Genomic DNA, 20,380 nt, shown 5'->3' on the forward strand with positions numbered 1-20,380 from the left:
CGGGTCCCGAGCTACGGAGGCATCGCCATGGGTGACGCGAGGACCCTCGTCGCCGGGGTCGATTCGTCGACCCAGTCGACCAAGGTCGTGGTCTGCGACGCCGAGACCGGCGAGGTGCTCCGCGCGGGCCGCGCCCCACACCCCGACGGCACCGAGATCGACCCACGGTCGTGGTGGGCCGCGTACGAGCAGGCCAGCGCCGGCCTGCTGGACGGAGTCGCCGCGATCGGCGTCGCCGGACAACAGCAGGGCATGGTCTGCCTCGACGACGCGGGCGAGGTGCTGCGCCCCGCCATCCTGTGGAACGACACCCGCTCGGCGCGTGCCGCCGTCGACCTGACCACCGAGTTCGGCGGCCCGAAGGCATGGGCCGACGCCGTCGGGCTGGTGCCGGTGGCCAGCTTCACGGTCACCAAGCTGCGCTGGTTCTCCCGCGCCGAGCCCGAGCTGGCGGACCGCACCAGCATGGTGCTGCTACCCCACGACTGGCTCACCCACCGGCTGCGCGCCGACGGCGGGGAGCCGACGACCGACCGGGGTGAGGCGTCCGGCACCGGCTACTGGTCACCGGCCGTCGGCGCGTACCGGCAGGACCTGGTGCGGCTCGCGTTCGGTCGGGACGTGGCACTCCCCCGGGTGGCCGGGCCGGCCGAGGTGGTCGGGGAGACCGCCTCCGGGGCGCTGCTCTCGGCCGGCACCGGCGACACCATGGGCGGGGCGCTCGGCGTCGACCTGCGGCCGGGTGACGTGGTGGTCTCGCTGGGCACCTCGGGGTGCGTGTACGGGCGCAGCGACGTACCGACCGCCGACGCCAGCGGGCTGGTGGCCGGGTACGCCGACGCGACCGGCCGGTTCCTGCCGCTGGTCTGCACGCTCAACGCGGCCCGGGTGCTGGTCACGGTCGCCGACCTGCTGGGCCGGTCACTGGCGGAGTTGGACGACCTGGCGCTCGCGGCGCAACCCGGCGCGGGCGGGTTGACCCTGCTGCCGTACCTGGACGGGGAACGCACCCCCGATCTGCCCGACGCGCGCGGCCTGCTCGCCGGCCTGACCCGGGCGAACGCGTCGGCGGCGAACCTGGCGCGGGCCGCGGTGGAGGGCATGCTCGGCGGCATCGCCGACGCCCTCCACGCGCTGCGCGCCCAGGACGTCCCGGTCGACCGGGTGTTGCTGATCGGCGGTGCGGCGCGGTCCCGCGCGGTGCGGGCGGTCGCACCGGCGTTGTTCGGTGCGCCGGTGAGCGTGCCGCGCCCCGCCGAATACGTGGCGCTCGGCGCGGCGCGGCAGGCCGCCTGGGCGCTGTCCGGCGACGTCGAGCCGCCGCCGTGGCCGGTGGAGGCCGAGGAGGCCACCGCCGACGGCACCCCCGGGGTCTACGAGCGCTACGTCGACGTCCGCCAACGGGCGCTACCGCTGCTGACGTGACCCCGGCGGCGCGGAGCGGGTCGGGCGCTGACGGCGATGCGCCCGGGTCCGTTCCGGGCGGTCACCGCCGACGACCGTCGCGGTGGCGTACGCGTTCTCCGGTACGCCCCCGACGCGGGCGACGCGCCAGCCGGACCCGGTGCCCAGCATTCGTCCGCCCGGCCGCAGCGCAGCGGAGCACCCGTCTGGCGCGGATGCCCCGCTGCGCAGGACCTCGTCCGGGGTGACTACCGGAAGGTGACGTCACTCCTGTTGACCTTGCAGTTGGCGTCGTTCCAGCCCTCACCGAGGTAGCTGGGTTCGCTGCCCTTGGGCACACCCTTGTACTTGCCGCAGATGGTGGCCGAGCCGATCACGACCACGCGGGTGATCGTGGCGGTGTCGTTCCAGTTGCTGTTGATGCCGGCGAGCATGTCGATGTCGTCGACCAGGACGTTGTCGATACGCACGTGGCGGGTGTACGAGGTGGTGCAGTTGCCGCAGCCGCGGTACAGCTTGCCGGACCCCTTGAGGTAGAAGCCGGAGATGTTGACCGTGCCGTTGCCGTTGTGCTGGAAGGTCTTGTCGCTGCCGCTGCGCGCACCGCCACCGATGATGTACGAGGTGCCGCCGTTGGTCTGCTTGAAGGTGGCGGCGTCCTCACCGATGTCGTTCCACCACACGTTGCGCAGGGTGCAGGTGCCTTCGCAGTGCACGCCGTCGCCGGCCGGCGAACCGAGGATGACGTTCTGCAGCGTGCCACCGTTGGCGATCTTGAACATCGGGTCCTGCGACTCGCCCTGCCCACCGTCACCGATGCAGCAGTGGGTCTTCATCCCGCCGTCGAACGTGCCTGAGACGTTGACCGTGCCGGAGATGCTGACCGAGCCGGCCGACGACGGCCACGCTCCGGTCGGCGTGCCCGGATTGCTGGTCGGGCCGGACGTCGGACTGCTGGTGGGACCGGAGGTCGGGGTCGACCCGCCGCTTGCGTACGTCTCGAACTCGGCGATCCGCGGGGTGCCGGACGCGCCGGTGATGACGAAGGAGATCTTCTTCAGCGACGTCGAGGAGAAGTTGACGGTGCTCGGGGCGCTGCTGCCGCTGGCCAGGACGGCGCCCGTGTCGTTGTTCTTGAGCTGCCAGCCGCTGATCGAGCCGCCGCCCGAGGCCAGCACGATGACGGCCGAGGACACCGTGGTGGCGCTGCCCCACTTGACCGAGATCGTGCCGGTCGATCCGCTCGGCGACCAGTAGGTGCCGGTGTTGCCGTCGATGACGTTGCCGTAGCTGGTACCGCTGGCCTTGCTGGAGCCGTCGGCGCCGGCGCCGAGGCTCAGGTTCGTGGCGGCCGAGGCGCTGGGAATCTGTAGCGCCAGCGCGACGACGGCGCCTGCGACCACGGTGGCGCTGCCGGCCAGCCACCGCGAGGCGACTTTGCGTCTCATCTGATCTCACCTTTCGAGCGGGAGCACCTGGTTTGGGAAAGCGCTTTCCATCAAAGATAGAGACCAGTCGATGATGAGGCAAGGGTCACACCTGACTCGTCCGGTTCGTCGCGAAAGAACCGGTACGGTGCACCGAGGCCGTCGGGCCGGGTCAGCGACGCGTCCGATCGCCGCAAGGGCGCTGCAAATCCCAGGACTGACAATGGCGTCGGTAAATTGCTCCGGACGGACCCGTCTGCGGGCACCGACCGATGGTGCGCAACTATCATGGCGGGCAGTCGCGAGCGCTACGGACAGGAGGCACGCGTGCGGCTCCTCCTCACGTCCGCAGGGGTCACGAACGGGAGTATCCACGAGGCGCTGGTCGACCTACTGGGCAAACCGATCGCCGCCTCCAGTGCCCTCTGCATCCCCACGGCGCTGTACGGCAACCCCGTGTCCGGGCCAGCCTCGGCCTGGCGTTTCATCACCGGTCAGACGCCGCTGCCCATGTGCGGCCTGGGCTGGGAGTCGCTGGGTGTCCTGGAGCTGACGGCGTTGCCCAGCATCGGCGGGCAGCGGTGGGTTCCCTGGGTGCGGGACGCCGACGTCATCCTCGTGGCCGGCGGCGATGCGGCATACCTGTGCCACTGGATGCGGCACTCCGGGCTGGCGGACCTCCTGCCGTCACTGCCGGACACCGTCTGGGTGGGGCTGAGTGCGGGGAGCATGGTGCTGACCCCCCGGATCGGCGCGGAATTCGTCGCGTGGCAGTCCGCACCCGACGACCGCACACTGGGAGTCGTCGACTTCTCGATCTTCCCGCACCTGGGTCTTGAGCCCGACAACACCATGGCTGATGCCGAGAGATGGGCGGCCGAGATCGCGGGTCCGGCGTACGCCATCGACGATCAGACGGCCATCACGGTGACCGACGGCGTCGTCGAGGTCGTCTCCGAGGGGCAGTGGCGGCGGTTCCCCTCGTAGCTACGGCCAACGGCGGTCGCCTGGCGGAGCACCCGCTCGCTCCGCCACGTACCGCAGCCGAACACGCCGCGACGACCCGGCAAGGCGCCGTCAGCAGGCCGTGTCGTGCCTCGGCAGCTGCCCGTGCACCAGGTAGGCGGTGACGGTGCCGGTCAGGCAGGCGTTGGCCTGGCCGCTGAGCAGCGGCACATGGGTCTGCTTGTCCACAGTGACCAGCCGGGAGCCGGTGATGGCCCGGGCGGTCGCGATCGAGTTGGCCGGCGGCACCGAGGCGTCGCGCAGTGCGGCGACGACGAGTGCCGCCGGTGCCCGGTTGCCGACCAGCGGCGGTGTGTTGTCCCGGCTGACCGGCCAGAAGGCGCAGGGGTTGACGTTGGCGATCGACGGACCGAAGACCGGATGGCGGGTGCCGAGTCGGTTCAGGTCGCGGCGGTAGGTCGCCAGGTCACGGGGCCACGCGTCGTCGCCGCAGCGGAACGCCATGTTGACCGCGGTGTGGTTGTCCGCCGGCACGCCCGGGGTCCCGGGCAGGGGGGCCGGCCGCGGGTCGAGGGGGATCGGCGGCGGGATGTGGGCGAGGATGGCGGCCAGGTCGGTCGCGACCACCGGCCAGAACTGCTCGAAGTACGTCGCGATGACCGTCAGGGAGCCGAGTTCGCCGGCGGTCCACGCGTGGTCCCCGGCCACGATCGGGTCGAGCGCCGCCTCGGCGAAAGCCCCGCTCAGGGTTTGCGCGACCTCGGTCGGCGTGCCACCGAGCCCGAACGTCGCGTCGTTGTCGGCGAGATACCCGGTGAAGGCGGCGTAGTTGTCCTCGAAGGCCGGGAGCCGTTCCAGCTCGTAGGGCCGCCAGGCAAGGTCGAGGTCGACCGGGCTGTCCAGCACGAACCGGTCCGCCCGGTGCGGGAAGAGCGTGCCGTACGCGACGCCGAGCATCGCCGCGTACGACCCCCCGAGGAAGGACAGCTTCCGCTCGCCGAGGACTGCCCGGATGGCGTCCATGTCGCGGGCGGCCTGCGCGGTCGTGGCGAACGGCAACGCCCAACCGGCGTGCCGGGCGCAGGCACGGGCGTACTCACGGGCCTCGACGGCGGTGTCCTCCAGGGACTGGTACGTCGCGATGCGCACCCAGTAGCCGCCCGGTTCCTCCTCCGGCTGGCCGCAGGTGATCGGGGTGCTGCGTTCGACGAAGCGCATGTCGAACCCGACGATGTCGTACCGGGCGAGCACCGCCGGATCGACGACGGCGGCGAGGTTCAGCGGCTCGGGCACACCGGCACCACCCGGTCCGCCACCCGTGGTGACCAGTACACCGCGGCGCAGCGCCGGGTCGGTCGCGGCCAGCCGGGAGATCATGATGTCGATCCTGGGGCCGGCCGGCCGCGCATGGTCGAGCGGCACCTCGACGGTGGCACAGCGCAGGCGCGTGTCATCGACACCGGGGCACGCCCGCCACGCGAGGGTCGCCCCGCTGGCCGTCCCGGCCAGGGCCGCTCCGGCCGGAGCGACGGCCATGGTGAGGCTGGCGACAACGACAACGACAGCGACCACCGCCCGCATCCACGCCTCCAACCATCGACGCCTATTCATCTGTGTCGCACACGCTAGGACGCACGCCTCCACACCGCAACGTGCCGGTTCACCCGGCCACACCCGGAGAGTCGAGTACCCGAAACCTGGCCGCGGCTGACGCTCCGTCGCGCCGTGGCACCATCGTCCGGTGGACGCGGGGAAGAAGCGGTATCTGGTGTGCCATGACTACGGCATGGGTGGCATGTGGTGGTGGGTGTGGGCCGCCTCTGCCGAGGACATCGTGGACAACGTCGCCGAGGTCGAAGTGATCACCGACGAGGCGAGCATTCGCGAGCTGGGCCCCTCCGTGGAGGAGGAGCTGCACCTGGACGCGCTGTCGGGGACTTCCCTGGCGGACCTGTGGGACCAGCGCGCCGCGCACCGATCGCTGCCCGGGTACGGGGTGCTTGCCGGGCGGGAGCGGGTGTATCTGCGCGACGACGAGGACGGCGCCGTCTTCCTCGTGGAGGTCGGCCCGGACGGGCGTCGCCGGCGGGAGGTGGAGGTGTCGACGGAGGGCGTGTTCCGGCTGGCTGACGACCTGCTCAACCCGCCCCGGGACCTCCGGGACCCCCGGTACGTGCGGATGGAGATCAGCCGTGACGAGTTCGAAGCGGCGTGGGAGCGGTCGGTGCCCTACCCGGAGGACGGAGAGTAGGCCCTCCACAGGGTCCGACCGTGTCGGCCATGGTCATCTCCTGGTCGGGCGAAGACCTTCCTCAGGACAACGGCCGGCCGGACGACCAGGGCAGGTACCAGCACCGTTCGCGCGGTGTCCGGTAGGAGCAGCACTCGTTCGGGCTGGTAGCCCGACCTGACTCGTCGCGGCCCCGGTGGGGCGATCAGGCACGCGGAGCGGACGGGCATCCCCTGCCGCTCCGCTCGTGCCTGCCCGCAACAGTGGTGCGCGGTCAGCCGTCCATGCCGCTGACAGCCAGCTGCACCCACAGGATCGAGGCGACGGCGATGCCCAGGAAGGTGAGCGCCGACAGTCCCAAGGCGGCAGCGAGACTCCGGCGCCTGCGGGTCACGACGAAGACGACTACTGACGCGGCCACGGCGAACAGCGCGAGGTATGCCGTAAATCCCATGTTCTGCTTCTCTCTGCTAGGCGTTGCGCGGCACCGGACTGTTGTCGCGGACAGTCAGGTCGTCCGGTGCCGGGAATGATCCGATGTGGTGCGGGCGGAGACGGTGCGGACACGCGATGGTCGGGCGCGGCGGTCCGGGTGGTCGGCGTCGACGAGGAGGCCGACCGGCCGGGCGCTGTCACGGGGCGTACGGCAGGACCTGCAGTCCGATATCGCCGTCTCCGGAGGCCGTGATGCGGCCGTTCGTGACGCCGATGACGCCGTAGGCCCCGTGCAGTTCGAACAGGCCGGAGTCACCTGCCAGGACGACCTGCCAGACCTGCGACGTCTTCCCGTCGCGGCAGTTCTCCAACTTCAACGCCGCACCGGCGGTGTCCGCGACGCAGTACCCGCCGCCGACCTCCTCGTTCCAGAACGGCGGCTTGATGACCACCCGGTTCTTCGCCGCCACCGCCGCCGGGTAGAGGGCCATCGCGGTGGAGTCCGTCCGGTCGGTCCCGGTGAAGTCGACCCACCCTGGCCCGCCTGTAGGAAGCGGTCCACCCCGTCGCCGGCGACGTCGATCAGGACGCTCTTGCCGGCCTTGACGACCGTGATCCGGAGTCCGGACAGGTCCGAGGTGGCCTTCGCCCGGGTCGTCGGCTTCGCCGGCGCAGCGGCGGTGCTGCGGCGGGGGCGGCGGCTACGGCCTGGTCGGCATGCGGGAACGGGTGCAGCTGCTCGGCGGCCGGTTCGAGGCGGGCCGGGTGCCCGGTGCCCGCTGGCAGGTGCTCGCGGACGTGCCGTTGCGGGCGGAGTGAGTGGTGGGACCACCGCACACCGGTTGCCAGCCGATCTTCCCGGCGCTACGTTGACCCTCTATCGACAGGTGTCTACGTAGTTGTCGGGGGTCGCATGTCCATGTCGGTCACTCGCCGCACCGTCCTGGCCGGGGGCGCCGGCACGGCCATCGGCCTCGCGCTGCCCGGGGCCGCCCACGCCCACGGCCACCGCTCCACGAGCGTGAGCTTCACCCTCGACGCGACGACGCTCGACGGCGGCGAACAGGTCACCTCCGTCACCCTCGACACCGCCCGGCTCGGGCCGATCGATCCCGCCGGGCTCCACCCCGGCACGTTCACCGTGCACGCCAAGGCCACCAGCCCCGTCCCGATCGCTCCCGGCGACCTGATCTTCAGCGAGTACGACCTGGACCGCACGGTGACCGCGGCCCGGCTCGACCGGCACGGGAACATCGTGCTGGAACTGAGCCACGCCGAAGGCCAACTCGGCGGCGGCACCCTCGGCTACATCCTGAGCAGGGCCCGTAACGTCCGGCTGGACCTCGTCTACACCATCACGCAGAACACCCCGCTCGTCCGGCGTCACGGCCCACCGCTCACCATCACCAGCTTCGTGCAGGGGCGACTGTCGAACCCCGAGGTGGACGCCTTCAGCCACCACGTGTCGGGCTCGGGCATGAAGTACCGGCTGTACTCCCCGCAGCGTCCACCCCGCCATGGCCGGCTGCCGCTGATCCTCTGGCTGCACGGGGCCGGCGAGGGCGCCTCCCTGCCCGACGGCTACTACGACAACGAGACCACGCTGCGTGCCAACCGGGGGGCGTTGGGCTTCGCCACCCCGCAGGCGCAACGGATCTTCTCCGACGCGTACGTGGTCGCTCCGCAGAGCACCTCCTACTGGATGGAGGACGGCCCCCGGTTCGCCCCGCTGATCCGCGAGATCGTCGACGACCTCGTCCGCCGCAGGCGCGTCGACCCCGACCGGATCTACGTGGCGGGTTGCAGCAACGGCGGCTACATGGCCCTGAAGATGACGGTCGCCTACCCCGACCTGTTCGCCGCGTCGGTGCCGGTCTGCGGCGTCGTCGAGCCGCTCGGCGCGGCGGGCCCGCCGCTGGTCACCGACGCGGAGCTGGCGGCGATCGACACCCCGACCTGGCTGGTCACCTCGCGCGACGACGACACCGTGCCGCCCGTGACCAACACGGTCCACGCCCACGACCTCATCCCGGGATCGCTGATCACCCTGTACGACCGCGTCGTCTGGAACGGCTACCAGTTCCCCGGCCACTTCTCCTGGATCTACGTGGCCCGCAACGACCCGAGCGTCGACGGCACCCACCTCTGGCAGTGGATGTCCCGTCGCCGCCGGTGATCGGCCGCATCCGCGAGTGCTCCCCCAGCGGCGCGGCCCGCCCCGACGGGCACGTGTGCGCGGCCGGGGACGCGCAGGTCCTATTCCGCTCGGGCGGGACGGAGCACGTGACGCACGGCGGCACGCAGCCACCGGTGGGCACCGTCGACGCTGTGCCGTGGGTGCCAGGCCATGCCGATCGTCAGCGGTGGCAGCGGCAGCGGAATGTCCAACAGGCGCAGCCCCAGCGTGTGTGCCGCGTCGCTGAGCCGTGACGGAGGTTCACCCGGCAGCGCGGTCGGCACCAGGCAGACCACGTCCTCGGCTGCGGCCAGCATCATCGCGGCCAGGTGTCCGGGCAGGACGGCGCTGACCCGCCGGCTGAGCCCCTGCTCGGCCAGGGCCGTGTCCAGCGGTCCGTTGAAGCGTCCGCGACGGCTGACCGCCACGTGCTCGGCCTTTGCGAGCCGGGCGGCCGTCAGAGTTCCCTCGGTGAGTGGGTGCCCGGCCCTGACTCCGGCCGCCATCCGCAGGGTGACGAGTTCTTCGACGTGGGTCTCCGGGTCGACATGGTCGATGGCCCCGATTTCCAGGTCGATCCGTCCGTCCCGCAGCGCGGGGCCCGCCTCCCACTCCTCGGCCAGCACCCGCAGCGAAACGCCAGGTGCCCGCTGTCGGGCGAACCGGAGCAGCCCGGGCGCGACTGCGGCACCGACCAGGTCCGCGGACTGGACGGTGAAGGTGCGCCGCAGTGCCGCGGGATCGATTCCGCCGCTCGGGGCGAGCAACGCCTCCAGCTGGCGTACCACCGCGGCGGCCTCGGCGCGCAGCGCCTCGGCGCGCGGTGTGGGCACCATCCGCTGTCCGGCCCGGACCAGGAGTGGATCCCGGAGCACCCGGCGCAACCGGGCCAGGGTACGGCTCATCGCCGCGGGGGAGGTCTGTAGCCGCGCGGCGGCGCGAGTGACGCTCTGCTCGGTCAGCAGGGCGTCGAGGGCGACGGCGAGGTTGGCATCGAGGTTCGGGGCGGGGCTGCTCACTGCAATTGTTCCACTTCGGGCAATGATTGGATGCTGAAGTTCCCATTGTGGCAATGCGGCGCCGGTCCGCACTATGGCTGAGTCCTGCCGTTCCGACAATCGAGGTTTCATGATCGTCATTACCGGTCCCACCGGGAACATCGGGCGGCACCTGCTGTCGCTGCTGATCGAGGCCGCGCCCGCCGGCCGTGAGGAGTTGCGGGTCGTCGTCCGGGATCCGGCCCGGCTACCCGAGGGCGTCCGTGGCCGGGTCGAGGTGGTCGTCGGCTCGCACGGCGACGCCGCGACCGTCGAGCGTGCCTTCGCCGGGGCGGACGCCGTGTTCTGGCTGGTGCCCCCGGACGCTTCCGTCCCGCCCGACGACGCCTACAGCGGCTTCACCCGCCCGGCCGCGCGGGCTTTCGCCGAGCACGGCGTCGGGCACGTCGTCGGCGTCTCGGCGCTCGGCCGTGGCACCCCGCAGGCCGCCCGGGCCGGGCTGGTCACCGCCTCCCTGGCCATGGACGACCTGATCGCCGGCTCCGGCGTCGCCTACCGCGCCCTGGCCTGCCCGTCCTTCTTCGAGAACCTGCTGGAGGAGGTCGACGCGATCCGCGACGACGGCGTCTTCACCGACACCGTCGCCCCGGACCGTCGCGCCCCCATGGTGGCCGTCGCCGACATCGCCGCCGCCGCGGCCGGGCTGCTGCTGGACCGCTCCTGGACCGGTGTGGGCGACGTCCCGGTGCTCGGCCCGCAGGACCTCTCGCCCGACGACCTGGCCCGCATCATGACCGGGGAACTGGGCCGTCCGGTCCGCTACCGGCGTCAGTCGCTCGACGACCTGCGCTCCACCATGCTCGGTTACGGCCTCAACGAGGCGTTCGTCGAGGCCATGGTCGACATGAAACGCGCCAAGGACGCGGGCCTGGACTCGGGCGTCGCCCGCTCACCGCAGGCGGGGCCGGCCACCGCGTTCGCGCAGTGGTGCGCCCGGACGCTCCGGCCCGCCGTCCGCACCGCCCAGGAGGCCGCCGATGCCCGCTGACCGAACCGGGCCGCCCGTCACCGCTTTCATGCTCGTCAAAACCACTCCCGAGTGGCTCGCGATGACCGTGGCCGAACGCGTCGAGGCCTTCACCACCCACGTCCTGCCCGTCATCGAGGCCCGCACCCGTGGTGTCCGCTCGCGCTTCTACGACACGGAGTTCTACTCGGCGCGGGTCACCGACATCTGGGTCTGGGAGGCGGACGACCACGACGCCTACCGGCTGCTGATCGACGCCTTGCGCGAGACCCCCTTCTGGGACCGCTACTTCGAGGTCGTCGACCTGCTCGTGGGCACCGAGAACGGCTACGCCCACACCTACGGCCTGAAGCCGCTGGCCACCGTCAGCACCTGACGCGCCGCCGCAACGGCCGGTGCCGCCGTCGCCCGACGGCGGCACCGGCTCGGCGGACGACGATCCACCCGATACCTCCCGTTGCTGTTCAGCGGGCGGCGGCCAGCCGGGCCAGCTGGCCGTCGTCCAGCGGCACGTCCACCGCGTCGACAGCCTCGTCGAGCTGCGCGAGGCTGCTCACGCCGACGATGGGCCGGATGCCCTGCCGCAGCAGCCAGGCGAGCACCACCTGGTTGCGCGTCGCCCCCGTCTCGACGGTGATCTCGTCGAGCACACCGAGGACCCGGCTCGTCCCCGGGTGGTCGTACGCCTCGGGGAGAGGTTTGTCGGGGCGTACGTAGCCGCCGTTGATCAACGGGGTGTAGGCCCACACGTCCAGGCCCTCGGTGTGCGCGTAGTCGAGGTCGTCGGCGGCGAGGAGTTTGTGACCCTGGTCGGGCAACGCCGCCCCGGGTCGGGGTTGTGCCAGCGAGTGCCGCAGTTGCAGCGCCGACCACGGGGCCACCCCCTGGTTGCGGGACAGGGCACGGGCCTGCTCGACGCGCCACGACGCGTGGTTCGCCGCCCCGACCCGGTGCACGGTCCCCCTGCTGACGAGCGCGCCGAAGGCAGCGACGGTCTCGGCGAGCGGCACGGTGCGGTCCTCGCCGTGTGCCCACAGCAGGTCGACCGTGTCGACGCCCAACCGCGACAGGCTACCGGCGACGCCCGCCGCGACCGCCCCGGCCGACAGTCCCTCGGCGGACTCGGGCCAGCGGTGCGCCACCAGCGGGTCGTACCGGACCTTCGTCGCGATCCGCACCCGGGCCCGCCCGCCCGGCCGGGCCCGCAACCACGCCCCGATCACCCGCTCACTGGCCCCGCCGAGACCTGTCGGATCGGACCAGAACGCGTAGCAGTTGGCGGTGTCGAGCCACTCCCCGCCCGCCTCCACGAACCTGTCCAGCAGCGCGAAGGCGCGATCCTGGTCCACCGTCGTGCCGTAGTTCATCGTCCCCAGCACCAGCCGGGCCGCTGTCCTGTCGCCTGCCATGGTGTCGACCCTGCCACCTGGAGCGCGCTCCAGGTCAAGCCCTTCGCCCCGCCTGCCTGCCGGGGAGGCCGGTCGGCAGCTGCCCCGTCCCGGTGTTCCCGCCACACGGACCGCCGTGGGTCTCATCCGTCGAACCCGCCGGCCGGTCCGCTTCCGACCGGCAGCGGAGATCATGAGCAGCAGGGCGTCGGACCGGCCCGGCCGGGACCGTGGACTGCCTGTCCCGGCCGGCGGTCGGCTCACCTCACCTGCTCAGGAGTGGTTGCCAGCCGTCGCGGTAGCACACACCGCGAGGCAGCAACCGGATCTGGTCGTGCACCGTGGCGACGACCGGCTCGGTGCGTACCTCCCGGGGGCGGTCCACCACGACGCAGACGTCCTCGCCGGGCCACCACCAGCCGCAGGAGCGGGCGAGGTCGGCCCAGGCGTCGACGTGTTCGGTCTCGTCCGGGCCGTAGCCGGCCAGGCCGAGACGACGCAGCACGTCGTAGTAGGCGATCCAGGACGCGTCCTGCTGCCCGTACCAGCACACCGGAACCGCAGCCCCGCCGGCGAGCGCCGCGCGCACGGGCAGGTAGAACCCGTGCGCGAGGCTGCGGTGCAACGCCGTACGGATGCCCTGGTGCAACACGACCGCCAAGGGGACACCGCTGTCGAGCGCACGCGACGGTGCCAGTTCGGGCCAGGGCTGCCTGGTCCTGCCCGTACGCCCGGGGGACAGTTCCGGGTCGGGGTGGGTGACGCCCGCGCCCAGTGCGCCCCGCAGCCGGGAGGCGATCATGGCGAGGTCGCTGGCCAGCGGTGGGGTCCGGCGGGGCCGGGGGTCCCGGACCTGTTCGTAGAGCTGGTCGAGGGTGGGCCAGCCGGTGACCAGGGGGCGTGCCGCGGCCGGCGATTCGACCCAGACGAACCGAGGTCGCGGCCGTGCTGCCCGGGCGTAGAGGGCGGTCAGGGACCGCTCGGCGGTCGCCCGGTCAGCCGGCTGCGTGGACAGGGCGTGATCGAGCCATTCCTGGCGGATCCGGGTCGCCCGCTGCCACAGGTCGTGCGGGTCGCTGCGGACAGCGGCCTGCGGGGTCTTCGCGGCGACGTCGCGCCGCGCGGGGGCGCTCACCGCGCCAGGGCGTCGCCGCCCTTCCGGTACGAGATCATGCGACGACTATCGCCCGCCGCGCGCCGCCGGTGCAAAGGCATTTCGCCACCTCCCCGGTTCACCCGCCGCACGCCGCCGGCGCAAAGGCTTCGCCACCTCCCCGGTTCACCCGCTGCACGGCGTCCGCTCAGGCTCCACCGTCGGCGGCCGCAGGTCGGTTTCGAGGGCGTCGAGGTAGCCGGCGAAGCCGTGCGGGGCCCGACCGTGGCGGCGGGCGCTGGTCCGTACCGCACAGGCGACGTCGGTGACGACCCGCATGGCCTGGCGACGACCACGCTCGACCAGGTCGTGGTCCTCGCCGTGGCGTAGGTCGGCGAATCCACCCAGCCGCTCGTACGCGGTGGCGGCGCAGCCCAGGTTCGCACCGTGGACGTGCCGGTGACCGGTGCCGGTCAACCCCTGCCGGTACCGGTCCTCGAAGCGTTCGCGGAGCTGCGTGCAGCGCGGCGCCCAGTCGCTGACCCGTACGGTCCCGACGAGCAGGTCGGTGCCGGCGCGGGCGTGACCCAACTGCCAGCCGCCCCACCGCCGGGGCACCCGGCTGTCCGCGTCGGTGGTGGCGAGCCACAACCCCTGCGGACCGTTGCGCAGCGCGTACGCCATGCCGGCGGCGCGGGCCCGGCCGACGTTACGGGCCCGCACCGTCAGCACGACGACGCCGAGACGTTCGGCGACGGCGGCCGTGGCGTCCCGGCAGTCGTCGGCCACCACGATCACCTCCGAGCGCACCGGCAGGTGACGCAGCGAGTCGAGGACGGAGGTCAGACAGCCGGGCAACGACACCTGCTCGTCGTGGGCGGGCACCACGACCGCCATCCGGTTCACCACAGACCGTCGGTCTGTGCGACGGACCGGGCCGGCGGCGGCACCCGGAGGAACACGTCGAGGAGGAAGTCGGCCTCCTCGTGCCGGGCCGTCCGCGCCAGACCGGCCACGCCGCCGAGCAGCCGGTGCACGTCGTCGCCACCACGGGCGTGCTCGGCCACCGCCGGCCGCCAGTGCACCGCCACGAGCGTGCCGCCGGGGGCGAGCGAGTCCACCGTCCGGGCCACCAGCCGATCCAACCCGGCGTCGTCGAAGTAGTAACCCAACTCGGAGAGCACGACCAGGTCGAAACGGTCGTCCGGCACGGCCGGCCACTCGTCGGGAACGCGCATCCGCTCCACCCGTACGTGCGGCTGGTCCGCCAGCCGCTCCTGGGCGCTCGCCACCGGCGCGGCGGCGATGTCGACCGCCAGCAGCCGGTCGCACCGCTGGGCGAGGCGGCGGGTGAGCATGCCTGTCGAACACCCCGGTTCGAATGCCGACCGGTAACGCCGACGCGGCAGACAGGCCACCGTCACGTCGTGCTTACGCTGGTCGTACCAGCGGGTGGCGAAACCCCACGGGTCCTCCGCCCCGGCGTACATGCCGTCGAAGTACTCGGCCGGGGTGCCGGGTGGGGTCATGGCACGAACACCGTTTCGTAGGGCCGCGCGAAGCGGGCGAGAACGTGCGGGGGCAGGATCGCGGCGTCGGCGGGTGCCGGCCCGAGCGGCAGCACCTGGCTCCGGAAGGCGTCGACCGCTTCCCGCTTGGCTGATCTGGCCGCGTCGGTCAGGTCGAGCCGGCGTGCCCGGTGCCACGGCACGTCGGGATGGTCCGGCCCAGCCCAGTGCCACATCCACACCGGGAACTCCAGCAGCGTCGCACCCGTACGCCGGCAGGCGACCGCAGCCGCCCGCCCGACCGCCTCGTGGTCGGGGTGTCCGTCGCCGCGCCACGTCGTGACACACCATCGGCCCGGCACCAGCCGGGTGGTCAACGCGTCGGTGAGCGCCGCTTCGTCGACACCGCCGTCGGGATGCCCGAGATGCTCGATGACGGCGGGGGCGACCCCGAGCAGCCCGCAGGCCGTGACCGTCTCGGCCCGCCGGATCGCGGCCAGCGCCGCCCGCGAGTGCACCGTGGATTCCGGATGTGAGGCCTCGCCGTCGGTGACGACCGCGATCTCGACACCGCCGGCGAGCATCGCGACCAGGCCACCCACACCGAGCACCTCGTCGTCGGGATGGGGGGCGACGACCAGCGGCGGCACCGTCGGCGACCGGTCGGCCAACGCCAGTACGGGCCATCCGGCAGGTGCCGGCCAGGCATGCCAGGTGCCCTCGTCGGTGCCCGCGTCGACGATCGGCCTCACCATCCGGGGTCCCCGACCGCCGCCACCAGTTCACCGAGGTGGGCCAGGTCCGCCTCCGCGTGGCTCTGCCGCAGGTACACCGTCAGGTCGGCGACCCGTCGGGCGTGGTGGGCGTCCTGACACAACGGGCCCGCCCCCAGCGCCCGGCCGACCCGGTCGACGACGGTGGTGGCGGTCACCTCGACGGTGGCGCGCACCTGGTGCGCCAACCGGTCCGCGTCCCCGGTGGGCTTCGCGTCGACCTCGTCGGCGGCGGCGAGCAGGACCGCTCGGGCGGCGGTCAGGGCCGCGTCGACCGCCCCGAGGTGCGCCATGGCGTGCGGGCTGAGGCGGCGGTGCCGCGCCGCGTCGTGCAGGGTGTCGGCGACCCCGACCGCACCGCCGTACCAGCACGCCGCGACCCCCAGCCCGCCGTGCCAGAAACCCGGCCGCGCGGTGTAGCTGCCGGGCCCGCCGACGGGCAGGGCGGTCACGCCGTCGAAGCTGACGGTACGGCTGTCGCTGGCGGCCATGCCGACGGCGGGCCACGTGTCGGCCACCGGGGTGACCCCGGCGGCGTCGACCTCGATCACGAACAGCCGGACGCCGTCGTCGGCGGTCGCGGTGACCAGGGCCCGGGACAGTAGACCCGCCCCGGAGCACCACGGCCGGTGACCGGTCAACCGCCACCGGTCGCCGTCCCGGGTCGCGGTGACCGAAGCCGGTGCTGCCGCCCAGACGCCCCACGGCTCGCGACGCCACCCGGGATCGACCGACGCGTCGAGCTCGGCGAGGATCGCCAGGGCGTCGGCGTGCCCCTCCCCCAGCCGGGCCAACGTCAGGTCGGCGCGGCCGAGTTCGACGAAGCGCAGGAAGCGTTCACGCGTGCGTCCACCGCCGGGTGACGGCAGGTCGAGAAGCCCGGCGTGCACGGCCGACCGGAACGCCGTCCCCGGGTCCTCGCCGCCGGCGGTCAGCATCCGGTCCCCACTGCCCGGGGCGGTCGGCCGGACCGCAGCCCACCCCGGCCTGATGCGCGGTCGACCACGGGCAACGGCTCCGGACGGCCGAGCGTCATCGTGTACCTCCCCGTTCGGGCGACGTGCGGCCTGTGTAGGTCGCCGCCGCAAGATGCCCCTCTCCCCCGGGGCGAAACATGGCCTGGCCCACACCGCCGCAGGTGACACCCGCGGCGTCGCCCGGCGCGCGGACCTGACACCGGACCTGATCGGGGAGATGACCGTCGCGCGCCGGCGGCCCGGGCCCGTACGGCACCACCCTCGTCCCCCGTGCGAGCTACCCGCAGGTGTCCACCGCATGGTGACGATTCCCGGCCCGCGAATCCCTAGCGTTCCAGGTGACCGTGGCACTCCGGCCGCGCACCCTGCAGAGGAACCCCATCATGCGTGTGTTGAAGCAGGTCCTGGCTGTCGTCGCTGCCGGTGCCGTCGGCAGCCGGGCCGTCGCGGCGGTGCAGGACGACCCCTGGCTCACCCTGCTCCTCGGTACGGCGACCGCCGTGGCCACGCTCCTCGTGTACGGGTGGGTGGTGCGCCGTACCGAACGACGGGACGTCACGGAACTGGCCCGGGCTGGCGCCGGCACCCGGATCGCCCGGGGGACGTTGACCGGGTGCGCCATGTTCACCGCCGTCATCGTCGTCATCGCCCTGCTGGGCGGCTACCACGTGCACGGTGTGGGCTCGGTGACCGGCGCGGTGGGGTTGTTCGGGTTCATGGCGGCCGCGGCCGTGACCGAGGAGGTGCTCTTCCGGGGCCTGCTGTTCCGCCTCGTCGAGGAACGCCTCGGTACCTGGCTGTCGCTGCTGGTGACCGGGGTGCTGTTCGGCCTGATCCACCTGGCCAACCCCGACGCCGACCTGTGGGGCGCGACCGCCGTCACCATCGAGGCGGGTTTCATGCTCGCCGCCTGCTACGCCGCCACCCGCACCCTGTGGGTGCCGATCGGGCTGCACTTCGGGTGGAACTTCGCCGCCGCGGGGATCTTCAGCGTCGTGGTCTCCGGAAACGGCGAGTCGACGGGGCTGCTGGACGCCACCATGTCGGGCCCGACGCTGCTCAGCGGCGGCGACTTCGGCCCGGAGGCCAGCCTCGGCACGGTGCTGGCGGGGCTGGTGCTGACCGTGGTGTTCCTGGGGCTGGCCCACCGCAGGGGTCGTATCGTGCCGCGTCGCCGCCCGGTCGACGCGCCGGCGGCAGACGTTACCGTCTCCTGATGGTCGACCTGCGGACGCTTGCGGACCGGTGGCGGCGCTGGCCCGTCACGGTCCGGGACCTCCCGCTGGCGCTGCTGATCGCTCTCGCCTGCGCGCCGCTGCCGGTGTTGCAGGACCGCAGCACGCAACTCGGCGACCTGCCCGGCCGCCCGTTCGACGCGCTGGCCGTGGTGGCGATCGCCCTGGAGTGCCTCCCGCTGGCCGTCCGGCGGCGATGGCCCGGGATCTGCCTCGCCCTGGTGTCCGTCGGTTTCGCCATCGACCAGGTACGCGCCTACCACTCGGTCGCGGGCACCGCGCTGGCCGTGGCGTTGCTGAGCGCCGGCGTCCACCTGCAACGTCGTCGGCGTACCACCCTGGTGGTGGGCTCCGCCGCGTACGTCGCCCTGGCCGTCGCCCTGCACCGGCAGGGGTCGACGGAGGGCGTGGGTGGTTTCCTCACGTTCTACCTGGCGTCGACCCTCGCCTGGGGGGTCGGGGCCTGGCTGCGGCAGAGCCGGGCCGCCGAGGCCGAGCGCCGCCGGGTGGCCGCGGTGGCCGCCCGCGCCACCGAACGCGCCCGCATCGCCGGTGAACTGCACGACATCGTGACCCACCACGTGACGGCGATGGTCGTGCAGGCCGAGGCGGCGCGCTACCTGACGGCTGCCCCGGACCGTCTCGACACCACCCTCACCGCCATCAGCGACACCGGCCGGCGGGCCATCACCGACCTGCGGATCCTGCTCGACCTGCTCAACCCCGACCACCACGGCGACCCGCGGGTGCCGTCCGTCGGCGCGTTGCACGCTCTGGTCGAGCAGACCCGGCAGGCCGGGCAGCCGGTGGAGTTCACCCAGGAGGGCAGCCCCGCCGGGACCGTCGGCGGCGCGGAGGCCGCCGCCTACCGGGTCGTGCAGGAGGCGCTGACGAACGCCCTGAAGTACGCCCACGGCAGCCGCACCGCCGTGCACGTCCGCCACGGGAAGAGGGAGATCACGGTGGAGATCGACACCGACGGCCCGGGTACGCACCCCGCAGGCCCGGGTGGGAGTGGACGCGGCCTGACCGGGCTGCGCGAACGCGTCACCGTGCTCGGCGGCGAGTTCAGCGCGCAACGCCGGGACGACGACGGATTCGTCGTCCGGGCCCGCATCCCCACCGGTGACGCGTCGTGACCGCGCCGATCCGGGTGCTGGTCTGCGACGACCAGGCGCTGATCCGTACCGGCTTCGCGACGATCATCGGCGCTCAACCCGACCTGGCGGTGGTGGGCGAGTGCGGCAACGGGCGTGAGGCGGTCGACCTCGCCGGCCGGCTGCACCCGGACGTGGTGGTGATGGACGTGCGGATGCCGGTCCTCGACGGCATCGCGGCGACCCGCCTACTGGCCGGCAGCGGGACAGCCAACCCGGTCAAGGTGCTCGTGGTGACGACGTTCAACCTCGACGAGTACGTCTATGAGGCGCTGCGCGCCGGAGCGAGCGGCTTCCTGCTCAAGGACGCGCCGCCAGCGCAGCTGCTGCACGGCATCCGCACCGTCGCCAGCGGGGCCGCACTGCTGGCACCCGAGGTGACCCGGCAACTCGTCGGCCGGTACGCCGCACGCATCCGACCCGCCGAGGGCACCCCGGACGACACGGGCCTGACCCGGCGCGAGTTGGAGGTGCTGCGCCTGATCGCCGACGGCCTGTCCAACAGCGAGATAGCGGCCCGGCTGGTGATCAGTCAGGAGACCGTCAAGACGTACGTGTCGCGCATTCTCACCAAACTCGACCTACGCGACCGGGTGCAGGCGGTGGTGTACGCGTACCGGACCGGGCTGGTGACCTGAACGCCCCGGGAGGTTGGTCCTCTCGACGAGACAGGGGGCGCAGGCCCGCCGTCAATCTCGCACATGCAGGTTGAAACCCCCGCGCCCAGGAGCCTCCAGGCCCTCCTTCAATCGTAGTGACGGAATCTCGTAGTCACCGGAGTTCTGCCGCCGGAACGCGATGGGCGCCGTCGTCTCCAGCGTCAGCAATCGTTGCTTCCACCTTTTCGTCACGTCCTCGAATTCTCCGTCGGACATCCTGACGGCGTCATACAACACGAATGGCGGCAGCACCTCCATGCCCGGGTAGTAGAGGATCCCGTGGTGGATCGGGAACAGCAGATCCCCGATGGGGCCGTTGATCCCGCGATCGGTGTAGTGCGACTGTGGGCCGCCCACGGTCACCGAGAGGATCGCCCGCCGCCCGAGCAGGATTCCCTCGCCGTAACGCTCGCCGTAGCGGGTCTCGTCGTGCACGCCCACGCCGTAGGCGAAGTGGAAAGAGAACACCCGGTCCACCCAGCCCTTGAGGATGGCCGGCATCGTGTACCACCACAACGGGAACTGGAAGATCACCGTGTCAGCCCAGAGCAGCTTCTCCTGCTCGGCCGTCACATCGGGGGTGAGTGCGCCGGCGTCGTACGCCCCACCCGAACTCGGTATCACCCGCAGCGGGCTCGTGGCGTACCCGCCGAAGTCGGCTGCGTCCACGACGGCCTTCCAGTTCATCGCGTACAGGTCACTCACCCGCACCTCGTGACCGGCGGCCTCAAGAGTGGACACCGCGACATCCTTCAGTGAGCCGTTCAGCGAACGCGGCTCCGGATGGGCGTACACGATGAGCGTCTTCATGGCTGATCCCTTCGACGACGTGGGTCGCCACCGATACTCGACGGCCGGGACCGCCCCCGTTCAGGGGCGCGAGTTCCGTCGGACCGGACTTCCTGGTACCGGCAGGACCACCCGCAC

21 protein-coding genes are annotated in these 20,380 nt (G+C 72.5%); 9 read left to right on the forward strand and 12 right to left on the reverse strand.

What is annotated here, in order from left to right:
• The first annotated feature begins 27 nt into the window (after positions 1-27).
• Positions 28-1,425 (forward strand): xylulokinase, encoded by a 1,398-nt coding sequence (gene xylB / locus AB0C22_RS25560; RefSeq protein ID WP_357537462.1) that lies wholly within the window; start codon positions 28-30, stop codon positions 1,423-1,425.
• Positions 1,426-1,652: 227 nt separating this feature from the next.
• On the opposite strand, the gene AB0C22_RS25565 is transcribed toward xylB, so the two are convergent.
• The gene (locus AB0C22_RS25565; protein ID WP_357537464.1) at positions 1,653-2,852 is read right to left on the reverse strand and encodes a pectate lyase; all 1,200 of its coding nucleotides are present in this window, start codon (positions 2,850-2,852) and stop codon (positions 1,653-1,655) included.
• Between the two features lie 306 nt (positions 2,853-3,158).
• Here AB0C22_RS25565 and AB0C22_RS25570 point away from each other — a divergent pair, with 306 nt between their 5' ends.
• Entirely contained in the window at positions 3,159-3,818 is a 660-nt protein-coding gene (locus tag AB0C22_RS25570; protein WP_219470147.1) for a Type 1 glutamine amidotransferase-like domain-containing protein, read from the forward strand.
• Between the two features lie 90 nt (positions 3,819-3,908).
• On the opposite strand, the gene AB0C22_RS25575 is transcribed toward AB0C22_RS25570, so the two are convergent.
• Positions 3,909-5,408 carry an alpha/beta fold hydrolase gene (locus AB0C22_RS25575; RefSeq protein WP_357537466.1) on the reverse strand — a complete coding sequence of 500 codons (1,500 nt, stop codon included), beginning with the start codon at positions 5,406-5,408 and terminating at the stop codon, positions 3,909-3,911.
• A gap of 130 nt (positions 5,409-5,538) precedes the next feature.
• Here AB0C22_RS25575 and AB0C22_RS25580 point away from each other — a divergent pair, with 130 nt between their 5' ends.
• Complete coding sequence (locus tag AB0C22_RS25580) at positions 5,539-6,048, forward strand: hypothetical protein (protein ID WP_308290833.1); 510 nt, start codon at positions 5,539-5,541, stop codon at positions 6,046-6,048.
• A 253-nt stretch (positions 6,049-6,301) separates the two neighbouring features.
• Here AB0C22_RS25580 and AB0C22_RS25585 read toward each other — a convergent pair whose 3' ends face one another.
• Positions 6,302-6,481, reverse strand: a complete 180-nt coding sequence (locus tag AB0C22_RS25585; protein WP_219463384.1) for a hypothetical protein — start codon at positions 6,479-6,481, stop codon at positions 6,302-6,304.
• A gap of 178 nt (positions 6,482-6,659) precedes the next feature.
• The gene (locus tag AB0C22_RS25590; RefSeq protein WP_219463386.1) at positions 6,660-6,953 is read right to left on the reverse strand and encodes a hypothetical protein; all 294 of its coding nucleotides are present in this window, start codon (positions 6,951-6,953) and stop codon (positions 6,660-6,662) included.
• A 428-nt stretch (positions 6,954-7,381) separates the two neighbouring features.
• On the opposite strand from AB0C22_RS25590, the gene AB0C22_RS25595 reads away from it, so the two are divergent.
• Positions 7,382-8,638 carry a PHB depolymerase family esterase gene (locus AB0C22_RS25595; RefSeq protein WP_255597645.1) on the forward strand — a complete coding sequence of 419 codons (1,257 nt, stop codon included), beginning with the start codon at positions 7,382-7,384 and terminating at the stop codon, positions 8,636-8,638.
• Positions 8,639-8,718: 80 nt separating this feature from the next.
• On the opposite strand, the gene AB0C22_RS25600 is transcribed toward AB0C22_RS25595, so the two are convergent.
• Complete coding sequence (locus AB0C22_RS25600; protein ID WP_357537469.1) at positions 8,719-9,657, reverse strand: LysR family transcriptional regulator; 939 nt, start codon at positions 9,655-9,657, stop codon at positions 8,719-8,721.
• A gap of 109 nt (positions 9,658-9,766) precedes the next feature.
• Between AB0C22_RS25600 and AB0C22_RS25605 the strand changes: the two genes are divergently transcribed.
• Both AB0C22_RS25605 and AB0C22_RS25610 read left to right on the forward strand, forming a co-directional pair.
• The gene (locus tag AB0C22_RS25605; protein ID WP_357537471.1) at positions 9,767-10,684 is read left to right on the forward strand and encodes an NAD(P)H-binding protein; all 918 of its coding nucleotides are present in this window, start codon (positions 9,767-9,769) and stop codon (positions 10,682-10,684) included.
• Positions 10,674-11,039 carry a darcynin family protein gene (locus AB0C22_RS25610; RefSeq protein WP_219463392.1) on the forward strand — a complete coding sequence of 122 codons (366 nt, stop codon included), beginning with the start codon at positions 10,674-10,676 and terminating at the stop codon, positions 11,037-11,039. The genes AB0C22_RS25605 and AB0C22_RS25610 overlap by 11 nt, the downstream gene beginning before the upstream one ends.
• An 88-nt stretch (positions 11,040-11,127) precedes the next feature.
• Here the strand turns inward: AB0C22_RS25610 and AB0C22_RS25615 are convergent, their stop codons facing one another.
• The 6 genes from AB0C22_RS25615 to AB0C22_RS25640 all read right to left on the reverse strand — a co-directional run bounded on the left by AB0C22_RS25615 (position 11,128) and on the right by AB0C22_RS25640 (position 16,363).
• On the reverse strand, positions 11,128-12,072 hold the full coding sequence (locus tag AB0C22_RS25615; protein WP_219463393.1) for an aldo/keto reductase: 945 nt from the start codon (positions 12,070-12,072) through the stop codon (positions 11,128-11,130).
• 244 nt (positions 12,073-12,316) lie between these two features.
• A complete protein-coding gene (locus tag AB0C22_RS25620; RefSeq protein ID WP_357537474.1) occupies positions 12,317-13,186 on the reverse strand; it encodes a DUF6745 domain-containing protein in 870 nt (289 codons plus the stop codon).
• A gap of 144 nt (positions 13,187-13,330) precedes the next feature.
• Positions 13,331-14,041, reverse strand: a complete 711-nt coding sequence (locus tag AB0C22_RS25625) for a glycosyltransferase (RefSeq protein WP_357537476.1) — start codon at positions 14,039-14,041, stop codon at positions 13,331-13,333.
• A gap of 5 nt (positions 14,042-14,046) precedes the next feature.
• The gene (locus tag AB0C22_RS25630; protein ID WP_357537478.1) at positions 14,047-14,673 is read right to left on the reverse strand and encodes an SAM-dependent methyltransferase; all 627 of its coding nucleotides are present in this window, start codon (positions 14,671-14,673) and stop codon (positions 14,047-14,049) included.
• Complete coding sequence (locus AB0C22_RS25635; protein ID WP_219463400.1) at positions 14,670-15,407, reverse strand: PIG-L family deacetylase; 738 nt, start codon at positions 15,405-15,407, stop codon at positions 14,670-14,672. Before AB0C22_RS25635 ends, AB0C22_RS25630 begins: the two co-directional genes overlap by 4 nt.
• Positions 15,401-16,363, reverse strand: coding sequence for an acyl-CoA dehydrogenase family protein (locus tag AB0C22_RS25640; RefSeq protein WP_357013413.1), 963 nt, complete (start codon positions 16,361-16,363; stop codon positions 15,401-15,403). The genes AB0C22_RS25635 and AB0C22_RS25640 overlap by 7 nt, the downstream gene beginning before the upstream one ends.
• Positions 16,364-16,785: 422 nt before the next feature.
• Between AB0C22_RS25640 and AB0C22_RS25645 the strand changes: the two genes are divergently transcribed.
• Genes AB0C22_RS25645 through AB0C22_RS25655 form a run of 3 tightly spaced genes read left to right on the forward strand, consistent with a single transcriptional unit; the run spans position 16,786 to position 19,432 of the window.
• Entirely contained in the window at positions 16,786-17,619 is an 834-nt protein-coding gene (locus AB0C22_RS25645) for a CPBP family intramembrane glutamic endopeptidase (protein ID WP_219463405.1), read from the forward strand.
• Positions 17,619-18,776, forward strand: coding sequence for a histidine kinase (locus tag AB0C22_RS25650; RefSeq protein WP_219463406.1), 1,158 nt, complete (start codon positions 17,619-17,621; stop codon positions 18,774-18,776). The genes AB0C22_RS25645 and AB0C22_RS25650 overlap by 1 nt, the downstream gene beginning before the upstream one ends.
• Complete coding sequence (locus AB0C22_RS25655; RefSeq protein WP_219463408.1) at positions 18,773-19,432, forward strand: response regulator transcription factor; 660 nt, start codon at positions 18,773-18,775, stop codon at positions 19,430-19,432. Before AB0C22_RS25650 ends, AB0C22_RS25655 begins: the two co-directional genes overlap by 4 nt.
• Before the next feature lie 51 nt (positions 19,433-19,483).
• Here the strand turns inward: AB0C22_RS25655 and AB0C22_RS25660 are convergent, their stop codons facing one another.
• Positions 19,484-20,263 (reverse strand): NAD(P)H-dependent oxidoreductase, encoded by a 780-nt coding sequence (locus tag AB0C22_RS25660; RefSeq protein ID WP_219463410.1) that lies wholly within the window; start codon positions 20,261-20,263, stop codon positions 19,484-19,486.
• Positions 20,264-20,380: the final 117 nt, after the last annotated feature.

The sequence above is a fragment of the Micromonospora sp. NPDC048894 genome (assembly GCF_040649765.1).
GTDB classification, from domain to species: Bacteria; Actinomycetota; Actinomycetes; order Mycobacteriales; family Micromonosporaceae; genus Micromonospora; species Micromonospora antibiotica.